We start from the raw sequence: 18,861 nt of genomic DNA, 5'->3' as shown, positions 1-18,861 counted from the left end.
AGGTTCTCAAAATCACATTGATAGTCGATTGTGTAAGCTTCAAAGCATATAATGTGCTAAAAATGTATTATGTATTTTTATTAATACTGGACTGGTAATTATCACTAATTAAGCTAAACTATATAACTTCTTCCTCCTGTAAAAATTGAACTTCATACAAGTTTTTATAATACCCGTTTTCTTTTTTAAGTAACTCTTTATGTGTTCCTTGTTCTACAATATTACCAGCATCCATGACAATAATTTTATCGGCCTTTTTAACGGTTGCCAATCGGTGAGCAATAACTATTGATGTTCTACCTTTAGTTATTTTATCTGTAGCATTTTGAATGAGTTGTTCTGAATATGAATCGACAGAGGATGTGGCTTCATCTAAAACCAATATACTTGGATTGGTTACATAGGCTCTTAAAAATGATATAAGCTGGCGCTGACCTGAGGATAACATGACTCCTCTTTCTTTTACATTGTAATGATAACCATTTGGCAAGCTCATTATAAAGTCGTGAATACCAATTTCTTTTGCTGCCTGGTGTACTTGAGCTTCGGTAATCTCTGGATGGTTTAAGGTTATATTGTTTAAAATAGTGTCTGCAAATAAAAACACATCTTGTAATACTACTGCTATTTGGGTACGCAGAGATGCCAAGGTTACTTCCCTAATATCGATGTCGTCTACACAAATAACACCATCCTTGATTTCATAAAAACGATTTAATAAGTTAATGATAGTCGATTTTCCGGCTCCTGTTGCTCCAACAATAGCCACGGTTTCCCCTGCATTGACATCAAAAGAAACTCCTTTTAATACTTCTTCATCTTCTACGTAGCTAAAAAATACATTATCGAATTTTAAATGGCCTTTAAAATGCTCTGCAACATGAGTTCCCGTATCGTCAATTTGTGAAGTTGTATCAATAACTTTAAATACTCTATTAGCAGCCACCATTCCCATTTGTAGTGTATTAAACTTATCTGCTATTTGACGCAATGGTCTAAACAACATAGGAACGTACATAATGAATGCTACTAAAACTCCTTCTGTAACCTTACCCTCCAGCACTACATTTAATCCACCATACCAAGCAACCAAACCTATGGTTACCGACGATGATAAATCTGCCAATGGAAAGAAAATGGAGTTATACCAAACGGTTTTAAGCCAGCCTTTTTTATGTCTAGCATTAATTTTTTTGAAGTTCTCATATTCTACAGTTTCTCGGGTAAATAATTGTAGAATCTTCATACCGGTTAATCGTTCTTGTACAAAGGAATTCAAATTGGAAACCTCGGTTCTAACTTCTTCAAAAGCCTTTTTCATATACTTTTGAAAAACACGGGTTGCGTATAACAGAACAGGCAACATAATAAATACGATTAAGCTTAATCTCCAATTGGTATACACCATAACTCCAAAAACTACAGCCATGGTTAATAAATCCCTAAAGATCATGAATAAACCCTGCCCGAAAATATCGGCGATACGCTCCATATCCGTTACAGCTCTTGTAATGAGCACGCCTACAGAAGAGTTATCGTAATATTTCATTTTAAAACGCAGTAAGTGATCGAACAACTTTATACGTACATCTACTACCAAAGTTTGCCCCAACCATGCAGCGTAATAAATAAATGCTAGCTGAAATATGGTTTGCAAAATTAAAATTGCAAACATGATCGTAATGTAAAAGAGAAACTCTTTTGGGTTATCTCCCGCAATACTATCATCTATTGCCAGTCGCGTTACATGAGGTGTTGCCGCACTAAAAACTGCCAATAAAATTACCAAAAGCACCAACACCGAAAAAACAAATTTATAGGGTTTTATATATTGAAAAAGGCGCTTAAATAAGGCAATATCAAATATTTTATCTTGTTTTTTACTCATGTATTTTTATATCGTTAGGATATTCTACTTGTTTTAAATATAATCCATGTGCAGGCACCGAAAATCCAGCTTCACTCCTATTTTTAGACTTTATTATAGTGTGCAAATCTTCTACATCTATTTTACCTAAGCCTATATTAATCATAGTACCTACAATTGCACGAACCATATTACGTAAAAACCGATCTGCTTTTATGACAAAATGAAGCTCATTATTTTCAAGTGTCCATACAGCCTTCATTATATCACAATAATACGTTTTTACATCGGTATTACTTTTTGAAAAGCATTGAAAATCTTTATACTTCAATAGAATTTCTGAAGCCTCATTCATCTTGTCAACATCCAAATTTTGCTTCACAAAAAAAGTATTGTTAAACGAAAACACATCTTTTTTTAACGCTATTCTATATAAATAAGTCCTGCTTATGGCATCGAATCTGGCATGGGCTTCGTCCTTTACTTTAAAAATATCGCGAATAGCAATATCTTTTGGTAGAAAAGAATTCAATTTAAAAACCAAATCCGTTTCATTAAAAGCAACTTGGGTATTAAAATGGGCAAACATTTGAGAAGCATGAACACCTGTATCTGTACGCCCTGCTCCCATAATAGCAATCGCATCTTTTAAAAGCATAGACAGTGCTTTTTCTATAACTTCTTGTACCGATATATCTTTTGGCTGGTTTTGCCATCCATGATACGCGCCACCGTTATAGGAAAGTTCTATAAAATACCTCAATCTGATTTAATACTTTTGTTATATGAATACCATACATTATTTAAATCAACAGTTATAAAAACGCTGTTTTCTTATATTAATTTTACACAACATATGGTATGCAAAGATAGATAGTTTTGTTATTCCTGCGAATACACGAATCTTAATTATATATTAAAAGATTTTTAAACCAATTATGATTAAAATATTATTACTCTCTGATACACATAGTTACATAGACAACGACATTTTAAAATATGTTAAACAAGTAGATGAAGTTTGGCATGCAGGCGATATTGGCGACTTAATGGTAACTGATGCCATAAAAAGGTTAAAACCCTTACGTGCTGTTTATGGAAATATCGATGACAGTAAAGCAAGAGCGGAATTCCCGGAAAATAATCGGTTTATGTGCGAAGACGTTGATGTTTGGATAACACACATTGGTGGATACCCTAATGCTTACAATATGAGAGTTCGTGACGAAATACGACAAAATCCACCCAAACTTTTTATTTGTGGGCATTCGCATATATTAAAAGTAATGGCAGATAAAAAACTGGGGGTATTGCACATGAATCCTGGAGCTGTTGGTAAACACGGTTTCCATAAAATACGTACCATGCTTCGTTTTACTATAGATGGTAGTAAGATTGACAATTTAGAGGTTATTGAATTTAATAAACGTTAAGCCCTTCCTAAATCCTTCCCAAAGGGAAGGACTACCCCACTGCTTCGATATATCATGTTTCACTTATATTTTATAGGGTTGAATGTTTCCCTCCTTTGTAGGGATTAGGGGAGGCTTATAAAAAAACCCAAAGCTTTCACTTTGGGTTTTTAACGCACTAATACTACTAAGATGTTAGGTTTATCGCAATCGATCTACAGATTTTACAAGATCTTCATCCTTTTTGATGGCTTTATTGGCTAATGCCAAAAACACGATAGAAACAATAGGAAGAAACATCCCAATACCTTTCTCAGAAACCGCCGTTTCTCCAGATAAATTTAGAGATAGATATACAAAAAATCCTAGTAAAATAAAGTTTAATATGATGTTAAGTCGTCCCAATACAAACTGAGACTTCCTGTTTTTGTACATAAAAATAGCTATTATCGATAATATTGCTGAACCTAAGAACAATCCTAAGTATAGCATATTATCTTTAGCAAATACACTAACACCTTCATTTGTTTTCCATAAATGAAAAACAAAAACCAATCCAGCAGAGGCTCCTGCTGCCATTAATAGATATATTGTTTGAATACGTTGTAGCATATCATTTTATAAACTTGAAAGCAAAAATAACAGTTTCTTTTAAAAAAATACCTCTAAAAATTAAAATAAAGTTGTATAATTGCACTAATAATTCTCAACGACCGCTATTACAAGTCGTTAATTCTTCAGAAATAAGAGATCGTTTTTCAGAATTACTCAAAATTTGTATTATACATATATTCAATTAAACAATAAATGTTTGAAATTTCGCAATTAAAAGAAAAGAAGCTCTCTGACTTACAAGAGATCGCCAAAAAATTGAACGTTCCCAAATACCGTTCATTAAAAAAATTAGATTTAGTTTATCAGATACTAGATCAACAAGCTGCCGATCCAAAGGCAGTAAAAGCTGCTGTTTCGCCCACCGAAGAAACTACGGAAAAGAAAACAGAAAATAAACCAGCGAGAAAACCAAGACAGCGTGTTCAAAAACCTACTAAAAACACGCCAGCAAAAAACACACCTAAACAGAACGAAGCAAAAGCTTCGACAGAACAAAAAGCTGAAATCCCGGAAAAGGCTAATACTCCTAAACCTGATACTCCTACTAAACAAAATAAGGAAGAGCAAAAACAGGACAATAACCAGAAACAGGATAATAACCAAAAACCAAAAAACCAAAACGATAACCAGCAAAAATCTCATCAAAGACGAGATAATCAACAAAAAAACCAACATCGTAACCAAAACCAAAAAAATGGTAATGTTGAGACTGGAAACAAAGATGGAAGAAACCGTTACAGAGAACCTGATTTCGAATTTGATGCCATTATAGAAAGTGAAGGCGTTTTAGATATCATGCAAGATGGTTATGGTTTTTTACGTTCTTCTGATTATAACTATCTGTCATCACCAGATGATATTTATGTTTCTCAATCACAAATTAGATTGTTTGGTTTAAAAACAGGAGATACCGTTCTTGGTCATGTAAGACCTCCTAAAGAAGGTGAAAAATATTTTCCATTAATTAAAGTCAGTAAAATTAATGGACAAAATCCTAATGTGGTTAGAGACAGAGTCTCTTTTGAACATTTAACACCATTGTTTCCGCAACAGAAATTTGACATTGCCGAAAAGCAAAGCACAATTTCTACCAGAATAATGGATTTGTTCTCTCCTATAGGAAAAGGGCAACGTGGTATGATCGTATCGCAGCCAAAAACAGGAAAAACCATGTTATTAAAGGATGTTGCAAATGCTATTGCAGCAAACCATCCTGAAGTATATCAAATGATTTTACTAATTGATGAGCGTCCTGAGGAGGTAACAGATATGCAGCGTAATGTACGTGGTGAAGTTATTGCCTCTACCTTCGATAAAGAAGCTCATGAGCATGTAAAAATCGCGAACATCGTGTTAGAAAAAGCTAAGAGATTAGTTGAATGTGGTCATGATGTCGTTATTCTTTTAGATTCTATTACACGTTTAGCAAGAGCTTACAATACAGTTCAACCAGCATCGGGTAAAATACTAAGTGGTGGTGTAGATGCTAATGCGCTACACAAACCAAAACGATTCTTTGGTGCTGCGAGAAATATCGAAAATGGAGGATCTTTAACTATTATTGCTACGGCATTAACAGAAACTGGTTCTAAAATGGACGAAGTGATCTTCGAAGAATTTAAAGGAACTGGTAATATGGAGTTACAATTAGATAGAAAAATATCTAACCGTAGAATTTTCCCTGCTATCGATCTTACATCATCCAGTACACGTCGTGATGATATTTTATTGGATGAAAATACCATTCAACGTATGTGGGTAATGCGTAAGTACCTTGCAGATATGAACCCAGTTGAAGCTATGGAATTTATTAACGAGCGTTTTAAACAAACAAGAAATAACGAAGAGTTTTTAATCTCTATGAATGGCTAGCATTCATACTTAACTAAACTAGACTTAAACTTAAAAAAAAGCCTTAACAGAAATATGTTAAGGCTTTTTTGATATCGTTTCTCGAAAACTATCTTCTTATTTCTATATTAATACGTCATTAAAAGGTTTCTATATTCTTTTAAGTCCGATATGTTTATTTTGTTATTCAAGTTTTTCATAAGAGATAGTAAATACTTAAGACTATCTACAGGAGAGTCTTCTTCTCTTTCTTCAATAAGCTCCTCTTCGCCTGTAGGCTCATCGTCCAAAATAGGAATCATGAATGAATTGTACTTTTCTATATGCTCGTAAGTAAACCTAAGAACCTTTACGACTAATGGTATTTGCTCCTCTAAAGCATACGTTCTTAATTCTTTAATATCGTCGATTAAAGTATCCGTATTGATACCTGTTTCGTCAAGATTATCTAGAATTTTATCGATTAATTTAATTGCTTTTTTATTTTCCAAAGGATTTGATTTTTGACTTGTTAGATTTGCAAATTTATATTTTTACAAATCAAATACTAATACTTTTGCAAGATTTTGTGTAATTATACCAATCAGTTTTGAACATTTTCTTTTACAAGAAAAAAACAATATGAAAAACCACAAAATGATCCCTCATTTTTATGATGTTTTCAAGAAATTCAGTTTATATCTAACTCTATAAAACTCTAAATTATTTAAAGCAATTACAACTTAAAAAAGTTGTACCATAAAAAAAGCCTCTCATTTCTGAGAAGCTTTTAAATATTTTAAACTTTAATTTTAATTAAAGTGCAGCAACATGTTTAGCTAAACCAGATTTAAGGTTTGCAGCTTTGTTAGCGTGAATAACATTTTTCTTAGCTAGTTTATCTAACATAGATACTACTGAAGGAAATAAAGTCTCAGCTTCTTTCTTGTCAGTTAACTCACGTAACTTTTTAATAGCGTTACGAGTCGTTTTGTGCTGGTACTTATTTAATAAACGCTTAGATTCGTTACTTCTAATTCTTTTTAACGCTGACTTATGATTTGCCATTTGTTCTTTTTATTATTAAAATATTGTAGCCCGTAGGGGAATCGAACCCCTCTTACCAGGATGAAAACCTGGCGTCCTAGCCGATAGACGAACGGGCCATTTGTTTTTTGAGAGCGCAAATATAAACATTATATTTAAACTTGCAACACTTTTAAAAATTCTTTCAAATAACCTGCAATGTTCCCATTGCGGATGCAAAAATACAACTATTTTTAAATGTCACAATAGCTAAACAATTTTTTTTGAAAAAAATTTCAATTAATATGCTTTTGCAAATAACACCCTACCCTTAGAAGGTTTTCCAGAGTACACACATACCCCTTCTACTTCATTCATATCTAAAGGAATACAACGAATGGTAGCTTTTGTTAGTTCTTTTATTTTTTCTTCAGTCTCATTTGTTCCATCCCAATGCGCAGAAATAAATCCTGTTTTTGTTTCTAAAACATCCTTAAATTCATCGAAAGTATCTACTTCAGTAATATGTAAATTTCTAAAATCTAAAGCTTTTTTAAATAATGTTTCTTGAATTTCTTTTAATAAACCTTCAATGGTGTCTGTTAAATCATTTAGATTAACCGTTTGCTTAGTCAAGGTATCTCTACGAGCTATCTCTGCAGTACCATTCTCCAAATCCTTAGGTCCGATAGCTATACGTAATGGTACACCTTGTAATTCATGCTGTGCAAATTTAGCCCCCGGTCTGTGGGTTGTCCTATTATCAAATTTTACCGATATATTTTTCCCTCTTAAATCGCTTGAAATACTATTAGCAACTTCTGTAATTGCATTTAAATCTTCTTCACTCTTATATATTGGCACTATAACAACTTGATTTGGTGCTAAGTTTGGAGGTAAAACCAATCCGTTATCATCACTGTGGGTCATAATTAAAGCCCCCATTAAACGTGTAGAAACACCCCAGGATGTAGCCCAAACATAATCTTGCTTGCCTTCTTTATTAGCATATTTAACATCGAAAGCTTTTGCAAAGTTCTGACCAAGAAAATGAGATGTTCCTGCCTGCAATGCTTTTCCATCCTGCATTAAAGCTTCAATACAGTAAGTTTCCTCTGCCCCGGCAAAACGCTCACTCTCTGTTTTTACACCTTGTATTACAGGTATAGCCATAAAGTTTTCAACAAACGTTGCATAAACATTGTTCATCAGCTTAGCTTCTGTTAAAGCCTCTTCCTTCGTTTCGTGTGCCGTATGGCCTTCTTGCCATAAAAACTCTGCTGTACGTAAAAATAAACGTGTTCGCATTTCCCAACGTACCACATTGGCCCATTGGTTTATTAAAAGAGGTAAATCCCTATACGATTGAATCCATCCTCTATATGTATTCCATATGATAGCTTCACTTGTAGGTCGAACTATTAATTCTTCTTCTAGTTTTGCTTCAGGATCAACTCGTAATTTTCCTTTCTTATCCGGATCGTTCTGTAATCTATAATGGGTTACAATTGCACACTCTTTAGCAAATCCTTCTGCATTTTTTTCTTCTGCTTCAAATAAACTTTTAGGTACAAATAATGGAAAATAAGCGTTCTGGTGCCCTGTTTCCTTAAACATCCTGTCTAACTCTGCCTGCATTTTTTCCCAAATAGCATAACCATAGGGTTTTATCACCATGCAACCTCTAACTGCCGAGTTCTCAGCAAGATCTGCTTTTACAACTAATTCGTTATACCATTTCGAATAATCTTCCGCTCTACTAGTAAGTTTTTTACTCATATCATTTTTTTGGCACAAATATTGTGACTTTGTTAAATAAAAAAATAGTTCAACAAAACTAACTATTTTTGTTATGTTCAACAATAAAATTCTAGAGATATGCAATATATAAACTACTTAAAAGGGAAAGTATCATTTGTTGCCATTTTAGGTTTGCTATTTGGTTTAGCCTCTTGTGGCTCTTACCAATACGTAGGTGCAGATGATGACGGTATTTATGGCAGTACAAAGAGACAAGTAGGTGTTGAAACCGCTCCGCCTCAAAGTCAAACGGTTGTTGAAGTTCCAAACAATTCTAATAGTAAATTCTATCAAAATCACTTTAAAAATAAGTCTTTAGAAGCCGAAAATCTTTTTTCTGATGATGCTATTTTTACCGATATAGATTCATACGAAGGAAATAATTATGTTGAAAATGACACCATACCCAACAATTACCAAGGCCATGCCGGTTGGGGACAGGATAGCAATACAGTTACCATAAACTATGTAGACAACGGTTGGAACAATTGGGGATGGAATAATGGCTGGAATGTAGGATTTGGCTGGGGATGGAACAACTGGGGATGGAACAACAGATGGAACAACTGGGGCTTTTACGATCCTTTCTGGTGCCCTCCTTTTTATGGTGGTGGATTTTATAACAATTGGGGGTATCCTTATTACAATACAGGCTATCGATATGGTAATCGCTACTATGCCAATAACAGATATAGCAGAAGAGGTTTTTCATATAATACCGGTAGAAGGGGTAGTTATTATGCATCTAATAGAACAACAAGAGGTATAAGTAGAAATAACTTAAGTACATCCAGACGTAGTACTGCTACACGTAATTCAGGTAGAGGTACTGCTACTTCAAGATATAACACTGCAAGAAGAAGCAGTACGGGCGCATCAGCCAGAGTTAACAATTCCAGAAATTATAGCTCCAGAAATTACAATTCTAGCGAAACCCGCAGATATCCAACTACACAAAGAAGAACAGTAACTTCCAGAACACCTTCAGCTAATTCTGTTAGAAGGTCATCTACTCCAACTGCAAGACGAAGTTCGAGTACTGTTTACAGACAACAACCTTCAAGTACAAACAGAAGTTCTAGTAGCAATACTTACAGAAGATCATCTTCTTCGTCTAGAAGCTCAGGTTATACACCAAGCAGAAGCTCTAGATCGAGTTCTGCATCTAGATCATCCGGTGGCAGAAGCTATAGTGGAAGTAGCAGAAGCTCTCGTTCATCAAGTGGAGGAAGACGTCGTTAAAATTATAAAAGAAAAAAAATACTAGTCTATATGAAAAAGTTACATTTACTGTTCATAGGTGTGCTATCTATGTCTACAATTTATGCTCAAGATATTACAGATGCCTTAAGATTCTCCCAGGATAATATACAGGGAACAGCTCGTTTTAGGGCATTAAGCGGAGCTTTTGGAGCACTGGGTGGAGATTTGAGCGGATTAAGTTTAAATCCTGCTGGCTCTGCTGTTTTTAGCAGAAGTCATGCCTCTTTCACTTTATCGAATTCAGAATCTAATAGCGATACGCAATACTATAATGGGTTAAATAGCACCAACGATTCTAATTTCAATATAGACCAAGGTGGGTTTGCTTTTGTATTTGCCAGCAATACCAATTCTCCATGGAGAAAGTTTTCAATTGGTATTTCTTACGAAAAAACCAGCGACCATGACATAAATTGGATAGCCAGAGGCACAAACACAGATAATGACCCTAATTTTAACAATTCGATAGCTAGTTACTTTTACGATCATGCAAATGGTAAACGATTAGATCAAATATCTGCTTTACCAGAAGAGTCTCTAAGTGATGCTTATCAAGACATAGGTTTTTTTAACGGTTTTTCCCATCAACAAGCATTTTTAGGTTATGAGTCATTCATTCTTGAACCAGAAAACGATGATAATGCAAATACAGTATACACTTCTAATATAAGCCCTGGAAATTTTGATCATGATTATACCTATGCTTCAACAGGATATAATGGTAAAATCACATTTAATTTAGCAACCCAATATAAAGACAATTTATATTTAGGAGTAAACTTAAATTCTCATTTTATCAACTACGAACGCTCTACTTTGCTATTTGAAGATAATAACAACGCAGGATCTATTGTCAACAGCGTGGAATTTAGAAATAATTTATCTACTACCGGTAATGGGTTTTCTTTCCAATTAGGAGGCATTTTAAAACTAACTAGTGCAGTTAGACTTGGACTTACATACAACTCCCCTATCTGGTACACTATTGAAGAAGAAACCACACAATTCCTAGCTACTGTAAGAGACGAGGGAGGATCTAATGAAGTACAGGTTATCAATCCAGACGTTGTAAATGTTCTTCCGCAATACAAACTACAAACCCCGGCTAAAATCACAGGAAGTTTTGCTTATGTTTTTGGAAAGCGTGGTCTTATTAGTTTCGATTATTCTCGTAAAGATTACAGCAAAACAAAGTTTAGACCTACAACAGACACCTATTTTGCCGAACAGAATAACATTATAAGCAATAGACTAACAGATGCTGCTACTTATAGAATTGGTGGTGAATATAAACATGAACAATTTAGTTTTAGAGGCGGATACCGTCTTGAAGAAAGCCCGTATAAAGATGGCTTTACTATTGGCGATTTAAATGGCTACTCTTTTGGAGTTGGTTATAACTTTGGAAATACCAAATTGGATATTACATACGATCATTCAGAAAGGTCGTTTAGAAATGAACTATACCGTTTAGAATTTGATAATGCTCCTGAAGCCAGTATAGACAATTCAAACTCAAATATAACTTTGTCCTTAAGCTTTAATATTTAGAATCACATATAGCTCAAGAAATTTCGTAAAGAGGTTGTCTCAAAAGTAAGTTCAACGTCATATCGAGTTTGTCGAAATATTTTTAAATTACCAGATAATCAATATCGGTTTCGACAAATTCCATCTGACAATATTGAATTACAATAACTTTTAAGACAACCTTTTTTTTTGATTTTTAATGTAATTAATTGCCCAAAACAAAGACCAACTATTTGATTTTTTGCTGAAAACTCCTCATGTTTAGGTAAAAATTGAACATAAAACTTAAAGGCAACCTTGATTTATATTATCATAGAATTCCCAATAATTAATTGTTTGTTAAGACAAAACATAACAAAAGTGTTTTACTTATCTTTGCAGATCAAAAACATCACTTTTTAGCTAAATGAAAATTGAAAATAACATCGAACAATTCGATTCTTTAGGAGATGACCATATAGGAACTTCTTCAAATACACCATTACGAAATGATGCCTTTAAACTTTCTAACGAAGAAAAAATAGACATTATTAAGGATGATGTGCGTCATATTATGGAAACGTTAGGTCTTGACTTAACCGATGATAGTTTGAATGGTACACCAAACCGTGTTGCCAAAATGTTTGTTAATGAAATTTTTGGTGGACTGGATCCGAAAAGAAAACCAAGCGCTTCCACATTTGAAAATAAATATAAGTATGGTGAAATGCTTGTTGAGAAAAACATTACTGTTTATTCAACCTGTGAGCACCATTTATTGCCTATAGTTGGAAAAGCGCATATCGCCTATATCTCTAACGGAACTGTTGTCGGGCTATCTAAAATGAATCGTATAGTCGATTATTTTGCTAAACGTCCGCAAGTTCAAGAACGATTAACCATACAAGTAGTAAAAGAACTTCAGGAGGTTTTAGGAACTCAAGATGTTGCTTGTGTGGTAGATGCAAAACATTTGTGTGTTAATTCCAGAGGCATAAGAGATATTGAAAGTAGTACGGTAACTTCAGAATTTGGGGGTAAATTTAAAGAAGAAGCAACTCGTAGAGAATTTTTAGACTATATAAAATTAGATACAAAATTCTAGTTCTTTGCTTGTTGTTAAACTGCCAATTAACCCTATTCATGCATATTTACTCATTTGAAAAACTAGAAGTTTGGAAAGAGGCCATTCAGCTAGCTGTTAACACTTATAAAATAACAGATTTATACCCAAATGAAGAAAAATTTGGATTAGTCTCCCAAATGAGAAGAAGCTCTGTTTCGGTTTCCTCAAATATTGCTGAGGGAACGGTGAGGCTTGCAAATAAAAATAAGGCACACTTCATGACAATAGCATATAGTTCTACCTTAGAACTATTAAATCAATCAATAATTTCAAAAGAATTTAATTTTATTTCTGAAGAAAGCTATAAAAATATTAGATTAGAGGTGGAATCAATAACCAATAAGATTAATGCTCTAAAAAATCATTTTTTGAAAGCTTAACGCCAAGCAACTTAACAAAATACAATATTAGCTTATGCACCTTTTTCAGCATCAACAAATTAAAATATACAATTCACTTACTGGAGAAAAAGAAACATTCAAACCAATTAACGAAGGTTATGTAGGTATGTATGTGTGTGGTCCAACCGTTTACAGTAATGTACACTTAGGTAACGTAAGAACTTTTATGTCTTTCGATATGATATTTAGATATCTAAAACATTTAGGTTATAAAGTACGCTACGTTAGAAATATTACAGACGCTGGTCATTTAGAAAATGATGCCGATGCCGGTGAAGATAAAATCACTAAAAAAGCGCGTTTAGAGCAAATTGAACCTATGGAAGTTGTGCAGCGCTATACCGTTGATTTTCACAACATTCTAAATACCTTCAATTTTTTACCGCCTAGTATAGAGCCTACAGCCACAGGTCATATTATAGAGCAAATCGAGCTTATAAAAAGTATTATTGATAATGGTTTCGCTTACGAAGTAAATGGTTCTGTTTACTTTGATGTGCATAAATTCAATGAAACAAACGACTACGGAAAATTAAGCAAGCGTAAACTTGACGATTTAATTCATAATACCCGAGAGCTAGACGGACAAAGCGATAAAAAGAATCCTCAGGATTTTGCACTTTGGAAAAAAGCTGAACCACAACATATTATGCGTTGGCCATCTCCCTGGAGCGATGGTTTCCCGGGTTGGCACTTAGAGTGTACAGCTATGAGTACTAAGTACTTAGGCGAACAATTTGATATTCACGGTGGCGGTATGGATTTAAAATTCCCGCACCACGAATGTGAAATTGCTCAAAATGAAGCTGCTAAAGGAAAATCGCCTGTAAACTATTGGATGCATGCCAATATGTTAGAGCTTAACGGACAGCGTATGTCTAAAACAACTGGAAACACAGTGAATCCAGACGAATTATTATCTGGGAATAATAAATTCTTTAGTAAAGCTTACGGCCCTAGTGTGATTAGGTTTTTTAATGCACAATCGTCTTATCGAAGTGTTTTAGATTTAACTGATGATGGTTTATTAGCTAGCGAAAAAGGCTTTTACAGATTAATGGATGCTGTTAATTTGTTAGATGGCTTAAAAGCTTCTGAAACGTCTACAATAGATGTAAACACCTGGAAACAGAAGTGCTATGATGCTATGAATGATGATTTTAATTCACCTATTTTAATTTCGCATTTATTTGAAGCTTCTAAATACATCAATCAAATTAAGGAAGGCTCAGAAACATTGTCTGCCGAAGATTTAAATCTTTTTAAGACTACCATCAATATTTTTGTTTTTGATGTATTAGGTCTTGAAAATGCTTCTAAAAGTGATTCAGGAACGGATAAACTATCCGGAGCCGTTGATATATTAATTAAACTAAGACAAGAAGCCAGAGCGAATAAAGACTTTGCTTTATCTGATAAAATCCGAGACGAATTAGCCGAAGTTGGTATTCAGCTTAAGGATGGTAAAGATGGTACTACGTTTTCGGTTAATTAAAAGTTCCTGCGACATGTGCTGAACTTGTTTCAGTAAGGCAGGAATCTCATTGTTTGAAGTTCGATTAAAAAAGATTACTCAAAGTCTATATTAAACTTGGTAAAAGAAATATCGAAGTTTGATTGATGAAAGGAATCGAAGTGATACATTGGAACTATAATTAATAAGATTCCCTCCTTCGAGGGAATAAGAATAATGCTAAAAAAACTACTAACAGCACCGTTTTTGTTTTTGATAAAAGTATATCAAATACTTATATCACCATTAACGCCTGCAACCTGTAGATATCAACCAACATGCTCCCACTATTCTAAAGAAGCTTTACAAAGACACGGTTTATTTAAAGGTGGCTGGTTAGCTATAAAACGTATTTTTAGTTGCCATCCCTGGGGAGGTTCAGGACATGACCCCGTGCCTTAAGTATTATTTTATCTTGTTGATTTTGTAAAAGATTTCACCTAACTTCGTTTAACAATCTATAAAGTTCGCTTGTGCTGAAATCGTTTCAGCATTAAAACGGTATTTTATCTTTACATTATCAGCAATTAAAGCAAAATGAAAAAAACATTATTTATTCTCGTTTTTTCCTTGACCGGTCTAAGTGTATCTGCACAAAACATACATAGAACAGTTTGCCAAGGTAATTTGGTGAGATTGGATAGTATGTTAATAAATAACGCAATAGATGTAAAGGATAATCGCGGTAGGTCTTTATTACATTGGGCCGTTGCCTGTAAGCAAAAAGAAGTCTTTGATTTCCTGGTTCAAAAAGAAATAAACATCAATGGGGAAGATTTCCAGAAAAAAATCCCAATGCATATCGCAGTTCATTTTGGTAACGAAGAATATTTTGACTTGTTACTTGAATTACAACCCAATAATGACTGGATAGACAAATACGGAGGGTCGCTTATGGAAAAGGCAGTGACAAGGAAAGACAGTACATTTATTAAAAAATTAGTTAGTAGTGGTATTGATATCAATTGCACAAATGAAAGGGGAAGTACAGCCTTGGAAATTTCACAAAGATTGAATGCAAAAGAAATCTCTAAGTTTTTACTTTTATTGGGAGCAGATCAGAATAAGGTTCGCTCTATTGAAATGAAAGGAAAATATATGGGGCAACCCGATCCTGGGTTAACACCAAAACTATTCGCACCGAACTTTATTTCTACCGAAGAACAGGAATTTGGTTCATATTTTAATTCAAATGGCACAGAATTTTATTTTGGTGTGGATACGGACGGGAAAAGTGAAATCCGATATTCAAAACTTATAGGAGATAAATGGTCTAAGCCAAAAACAATACTCTCTCATGATCGCTATGGTTTCAATGACCCATTTTTATCTAACGATGAAAACAGATTATACTTCATCTCGAAAAGAGCCTTGGATGGTTTGGGAGAACCTAAAGATGTTGACATTTGGTATGTCCAAAAGGATAAGAACGGATGGTCTGAACCCATTAATACTGGGACAAATATTAACACGAATGGAGATGAATATTATATTTCGTTTACACATGATGGAACCATGTATTTTTCATCAGATGGGCATGCTACTGAAAAAGGTAAAGAAACCAACCACGATATCTACTACTCAAAATTTATTGATGGTGAATTTCAAAAGCCTGTGGCTCTTGACAATTCAATAAATACAGAAGCTTATGAAGCGGATGTTTTTATATCTCCAGATGAATCTTATATCATTTTTTGTTCTACAAGAGAAGATGATAGTTATGGACGTGGAGATTTATACATAAGTTTTAAGGACTCGAATGGTTCATGGACAAAAGCAGTCAATATGGGGAAGGAAATAAATACACAATATTATGAATATTGTCCTGTTGTGACTAAAGATGGAAAATATTTGTTTTATACAAGGAATCAGGATATTTATTGGGTGAGTACAGAAATAATTAATGAAATAAAAGAAAGAAACAGATAACTGCGCACATAATTAACAGTGGTTTAAATCATAGAGAAAAAGCATAAATATAAACCAAAGGTCAGTGCAAAACCAAAAGGTTTTTGAGCAAAACACTGCTTCTACTCATACACGATACCGTTAAACGAAACATTCCGTTTCAACCAATTTTACTTAACAGGAATCTCCAATACAAACTTCCAATATTTTTGAGTATATACATATGTTTTATACTCACCCTAAGGTTCTTGATATAATCCTGTATTCTAAATATAATTCTCCTACTTGATTTTATAAAAGATTTCACCTAACTTCGTTCAACAGTTGATAAAGCCCGCTTGTGCTGGACTCGTTTCAGTATTGAAACGGAACTTTATCTTTGCATTGTCTTTAATGCCTAAAAAAACGAGTTACACTTCAAATTTGAAAAATAAAATCACACATTTTCTATTACAACCTTATCCTTTTTATTATAAAGGAAAAAGCCTTAAGATAATAGTTGCTCTGTTTTTTTTTATGACTTTCTTTTTCAATTTTGCATTTAAGCCTTTCAATGTTGAATATTCAGAACATAAAATGAATTATTTCTGGATATCAATAATTCATGCATTAACTCCTCCCATTGTTATTTATAGTATAGCATTCATTTTAGGAAAATTAAAAAAAGAAGACAATTGGAATATTTTAAAAGAAATACTTTTTATTTTCTTTATTTTCTTTATTATAGGTTTAGTTCAATTTTTGATTAGAGATATTATTTACGACAACCTTAATAATTGGTCTTGGCAATATTTGTTTGAAGAAATAACAAATACATTTTTAGTGGGCACATTATTTGTTGTTATTCTAATTCCTATAAATTTTAATTTATTAAATAGTAAACATATCAATAATGCAACGATATTAAATAACTTTATTAATGAGAAAATAACTTTAGTTAAACTAAAAACAGATATTGTAAACATAGAAGGTTTTGAATTTGATATTAATCAATTTATATATGCTAAATCAGAAGGTAATTACATAGAAATATATTTTGATAAAGAAAAACCAAAGAAAAAACTAATAAGAACTACATTAAAAAGTTTAGATGCTCTTTTAAAAACATATCCAAACATTATTAAAACCCATCGTTCTTATTTAATTAATTGTAATTACGTAAATAAAATCAATGGAAACGCACAAGGTTACCAACTTCAAATTAATGAATCTGTTGTGCCCGTTTCAAGAAATATGATTAAGATTTTTAACAAGACAATGAAAAATATTTCATAGTCTTGTTTATAGTCACAAAACCTTGTCTTTCATCACAAAAAACAAATTATGTATTGTTGTAAATCTATTTTTGTTGAAAAAACAAGAAATGAAAACAGCACGATATTATTACATTGATTTTTTAAGAGTTATAGCCATTATAATGATGTTTATTTATCACGTTTTTATGGTTTTTGTGGCTGAATGGGGTTGGCATATCAAAAATAAAGAAACAAGTAATGTGCTTTTAGAAATTAACTATTGGATGGCATCTTTTAGAATGCCTTTGCTATTCTTTGTTTCGGGATACATCTCTTATATTCTTATGCTACGATTAAATTGGAAAGCATTCACTATTCAACGATTTATACGTTTAATAATCCCTACAATTATTTGGACTTTTATCCTTGTAGCTCCCCAAATATATTTTGAACGAAAATTAGAAGGGATTGACCAAAGCTACTTTGAATTTTATCAATCTTTTTTAGAGTTTAAATGGTGGCCAAATGGAAATTTTCACTGGTTACATTTATGGTTTATCCCCTATTTATTTTGTTATAATATCCTATCAATTCCATTATTCTTATTATTAAAGAAAAACAATCGAATAACTAAAGCTTTAAGTTCTTTTTTCAAAGAACCCGTTTCCATATTTGTGTTCATTTTAATAGCAATTCTTCCTTGCACATTTCTATCTTTTTATTATAAAACTACATATGATTTAATAAATGATTGGGGAAGGCATTCATTTTTTATATTTTTCATTATTGCAGGATTACTACTTTTTAGATTTCAACAAATAATGACAATTATTGAAACAAAAAGACATTTATTCTTAAGTTTTGCTTTTTTGTCAATCTTAATAATTAATATCTTAAGATGGAATAGTTGGGAACCATTTGACGTTTGGGATAACTGGATTGAAAAACCCCAAACCTATCTTTTTATTGGTATTATAAATTTTAATTCTTGGATGTGGGTATTCACCTTTTTAGGTTATGGTAAAAAATATTTAAATAAAAGTAGTAAACTCTTAAATTATATGAATACTGCTGTGTACCCCTTTTATATTTTACATCAAACAGTAATTGTAATTGTAGGTTTTTATGTAGTAAGAACTAAAGACAATATTTCTTTAAAGCTTTTGTTTTTATTAATTATATGTTTCGCCATTACTTTTCTCGTTTATCATTTATTTATTCGTCCAAATAATACAATAAGGTTTCTTTTTGGAATGAAGAGAAAAAATATAAAATAGGCCTTAGAAAAGTACTAAAAGACATGTTTATATGGTTTATGCTCACCCGAAGGTTCTTGGTATAATCCTGTATTCTAAA

General features: G+C 32.8%; 17 protein-coding genes and 1 tRNA gene. 11 read left to right on the top strand and 7 right to left on the bottom strand.

Annotation, left to right across the window (positions count from 1 at the left end; all coding sequences use genetic code 11):
* Positions 1-118: 118 nt before the first annotated feature.
* Both C1H87_RS20100 and truA read right to left on the bottom strand, forming a co-directional pair.
* Positions 119-1,888: an ABC transporter ATP-binding protein gene (locus C1H87_RS20100; RefSeq protein ID WP_102757529.1), complete on the bottom strand. Its 1,770-nt coding sequence runs from the start codon at positions 1,886-1,888 to the stop codon at positions 119-121.
* A complete protein-coding gene (gene truA / locus C1H87_RS20095; protein WP_102757528.1) occupies positions 1,881-2,630 on the bottom strand; it encodes a tRNA pseudouridine(38-40) synthase TruA in 750 nt (249 codons plus the stop codon). Before truA ends, C1H87_RS20100 begins: the two co-directional genes overlap by 8 nt.
* A 175-nt stretch (positions 2,631-2,805) precedes the next feature.
* Here truA and C1H87_RS20090 point away from each other — a divergent pair, with 175 nt between their 5' ends.
* A complete protein-coding gene (locus C1H87_RS20090; protein ID WP_102757527.1) occupies positions 2,806-3,300 on the top strand; it encodes a metallophosphoesterase family protein in 495 nt (164 codons plus the stop codon).
* A 180-nt stretch (positions 3,301-3,480) separates the two neighbouring features.
* On the opposite strand, the gene C1H87_RS20085 is transcribed toward C1H87_RS20090, so the two are convergent.
* Positions 3,481-3,891 (bottom strand): DUF4293 domain-containing protein, encoded by a 411-nt coding sequence (locus C1H87_RS20085; RefSeq protein ID WP_102757526.1) that lies wholly within the window; start codon positions 3,889-3,891, stop codon positions 3,481-3,483.
* Positions 3,892-4,086: 195 nt separating this feature from the next.
* On the opposite strand from C1H87_RS20085, the gene rho reads away from it, so the two are divergent.
* Positions 4,087-5,766: a transcription termination factor Rho gene (rho, locus tag C1H87_RS20080; protein WP_102757525.1), complete on the top strand. Its 1,680-nt coding sequence runs from the start codon at positions 4,087-4,089 to the stop codon at positions 5,764-5,766.
* A 107-nt stretch (positions 5,767-5,873) separates the two neighbouring features.
* Here the strand turns inward: rho and C1H87_RS20075 are convergent, their stop codons facing one another.
* The 4 genes from C1H87_RS20075 to proS all read right to left on the bottom strand — a co-directional run bounded on the left by C1H87_RS20075 (position 5,874) and on the right by proS (position 8,529).
* Positions 5,874-6,236, bottom strand: a complete 363-nt coding sequence (locus tag C1H87_RS20075) for a hypothetical protein (RefSeq protein ID WP_102757524.1) — start codon at positions 6,234-6,236, stop codon at positions 5,874-5,876.
* A gap of 304 nt (positions 6,237-6,540) precedes the next feature.
* Complete coding sequence (gene rpsT, locus C1H87_RS20070) at positions 6,541-6,792, bottom strand: 30S ribosomal protein S20 (protein ID WP_102757523.1); 252 nt, start codon at positions 6,790-6,792, stop codon at positions 6,541-6,543.
* 26 nt (positions 6,793-6,818) lie between these two features.
* Positions 6,819-6,890, bottom strand: a tRNA-Glu gene (locus C1H87_RS20065).
* A gap of 160 nt (positions 6,891-7,050) precedes the next feature.
* Positions 7,051-8,529: a proline--tRNA ligase gene (gene proS / locus C1H87_RS20060; protein WP_102757522.1), complete on the bottom strand. Its 1,479-nt coding sequence runs from the start codon at positions 8,527-8,529 to the stop codon at positions 7,051-7,053.
* 99 nt (positions 8,530-8,628) lie between these two features.
* Here proS and C1H87_RS20055 point away from each other — a divergent pair, with 99 nt between their 5' ends.
* The 9 genes from C1H87_RS20055 to C1H87_RS20015 all read left to right on the top strand — a co-directional run bounded on the left by C1H87_RS20055 (position 8,629) and on the right by C1H87_RS20015 (position 18,782).
* Positions 8,629-9,792 (top strand): hypothetical protein, encoded by a 1,164-nt coding sequence (locus C1H87_RS20055; RefSeq protein ID WP_102757521.1) that lies wholly within the window; start codon positions 8,629-8,631, stop codon positions 9,790-9,792.
* Between the two features lie 30 nt (positions 9,793-9,822).
* A complete protein-coding gene (locus C1H87_RS20050; protein ID WP_102757520.1) occupies positions 9,823-11,364 on the top strand; it encodes an OmpP1/FadL family transporter in 1,542 nt (513 codons plus the stop codon).
* A gap of 385 nt (positions 11,365-11,749) precedes the next feature.
* Complete coding sequence (folE, locus tag C1H87_RS20045; protein ID WP_102757519.1) at positions 11,750-12,427, top strand: GTP cyclohydrolase I FolE; 678 nt, start codon at positions 11,750-11,752, stop codon at positions 12,425-12,427.
* 38 nt (positions 12,428-12,465) lie between these two features.
* Positions 12,466-12,828, top strand: coding sequence for a four helix bundle protein (locus C1H87_RS20040; protein WP_102757518.1), 363 nt, complete (start codon positions 12,466-12,468; stop codon positions 12,826-12,828).
* Between the two features lie 34 nt (positions 12,829-12,862).
* Entirely contained in the window at positions 12,863-14,344 is a 1,482-nt protein-coding gene (gene cysS / locus C1H87_RS20035; protein WP_102757517.1) for a cysteine--tRNA ligase, read from the top strand.
* Positions 14,345-14,539: 195 nt separating this feature from the next.
* On the top strand, positions 14,540-14,764 hold the full coding sequence (yidD, locus tag C1H87_RS20030; protein WP_102757516.1) for a membrane protein insertion efficiency factor YidD: 225 nt from the start codon (positions 14,540-14,542) through the stop codon (positions 14,762-14,764).
* 135 nt (positions 14,765-14,899) lie between these two features.
* The gene (locus C1H87_RS23470) at positions 14,900-16,291 is read left to right on the top strand and encodes an ankyrin repeat domain-containing protein (protein ID WP_199769312.1); all 1,392 of its coding nucleotides are present in this window, start codon (positions 14,900-14,902) and stop codon (positions 16,289-16,291) included.
* A 555-nt stretch (positions 16,292-16,846) separates the two neighbouring features.
* Positions 16,847-17,545, top strand: coding sequence for a LytTR family DNA-binding domain-containing protein (locus C1H87_RS20020; protein WP_158655302.1), 699 nt, complete (start codon positions 16,847-16,849; stop codon positions 17,543-17,545).
* Positions 17,546-17,618: 73 nt separating this feature from the next.
* Positions 17,619-18,782, top strand: coding sequence for an acyltransferase family protein (locus C1H87_RS20015; protein WP_158655301.1), 1,164 nt, complete (start codon positions 17,619-17,621; stop codon positions 18,780-18,782).
* Positions 18,783-18,861 lie beyond the last annotated feature (79 nt).

Source organism: Flavivirga eckloniae, assembly GCF_002886045.1.
Lineage (GTDB): Bacteria > Bacteroidota > Bacteroidia > Flavobacteriales > Flavobacteriaceae > Flavivirga > Flavivirga eckloniae.
The sequence above is the reverse complement of the archived record's forward strand: the minus strand, read 5'-3'. Positions and strand labels throughout refer to the sequence as shown.

What these genes read in the sequence shown, in the direction of transcription:
- C1H87_RS20100 (WP_102757529.1), bottom strand. Translation starts at nt 1,888, where the DNA reads ATGAGTAAAAAACAAGATAAAATATTTGATATTGCCTTATTTAAGCGC.
- C1H87_RS20090 (WP_102757527.1), top strand. Translation starts at nt 2,806, where the DNA reads ATGATTAAAATATTATTACTCTCTGATACACATAGTTACATAGACAAC.
- C1H87_RS20085 (WP_102757526.1), bottom strand. Translation starts at nt 3,891, where the DNA reads ATGCTACAACGTATTCAAACAATATATCTATTAATGGCAGCAGGAGCC.
- rho (WP_102757525.1), top strand. Translation starts at nt 4,087, where the DNA reads ATGTTTGAAATTTCGCAATTAAAAGAAAAGAAGCTCTCTGACTTACAA.
- rpsT (WP_102757523.1), bottom strand. Translation starts at nt 6,792, where the DNA reads ATGGCAAATCATAAGTCAGCGTTAAAAAGAATTAGAAGTAACGAATCT.
- proS (WP_102757522.1), bottom strand. Translation starts at nt 8,529, where the DNA reads ATGAGTAAAAAACTTACTAGTAGAGCGGAAGATTATTCGAAATGGTAT.
- C1H87_RS20055 (WP_102757521.1), top strand. Translation starts at nt 8,629, where the DNA reads ATGCAATATATAAACTACTTAAAAGGGAAAGTATCATTTGTTGCCATT.
- C1H87_RS20050 (WP_102757520.1), top strand. Translation starts at nt 9,823, where the DNA reads ATGAAAAAGTTACATTTACTGTTCATAGGTGTGCTATCTATGTCTACA.
- folE (WP_102757519.1), top strand. Translation starts at nt 11,750, where the DNA reads ATGAAAATTGAAAATAACATCGAACAATTCGATTCTTTAGGAGATGAC.
- C1H87_RS20040 (WP_102757518.1), top strand. Translation starts at nt 12,466, where the DNA reads ATGCATATTTACTCATTTGAAAAACTAGAAGTTTGGAAAGAGGCCATT.
- cysS (WP_102757517.1), top strand. Translation starts at nt 12,863, where the DNA reads ATGCACCTTTTTCAGCATCAACAAATTAAAATATACAATTCACTTACT.
- yidD (WP_102757516.1), top strand. Translation starts at nt 14,540, where the DNA reads ATGCTAAAAAAACTACTAACAGCACCGTTTTTGTTTTTGATAAAAGTA.
- C1H87_RS23470 (WP_199769312.1), top strand. Translation starts at nt 14,900, where the DNA reads ATGAAAAAAACATTATTTATTCTCGTTTTTTCCTTGACCGGTCTAAGT.
- C1H87_RS20020 (WP_158655302.1), top strand. Translation starts at nt 16,847, where the DNA reads ATGAATTATTTCTGGATATCAATAATTCATGCATTAACTCCTCCCATT.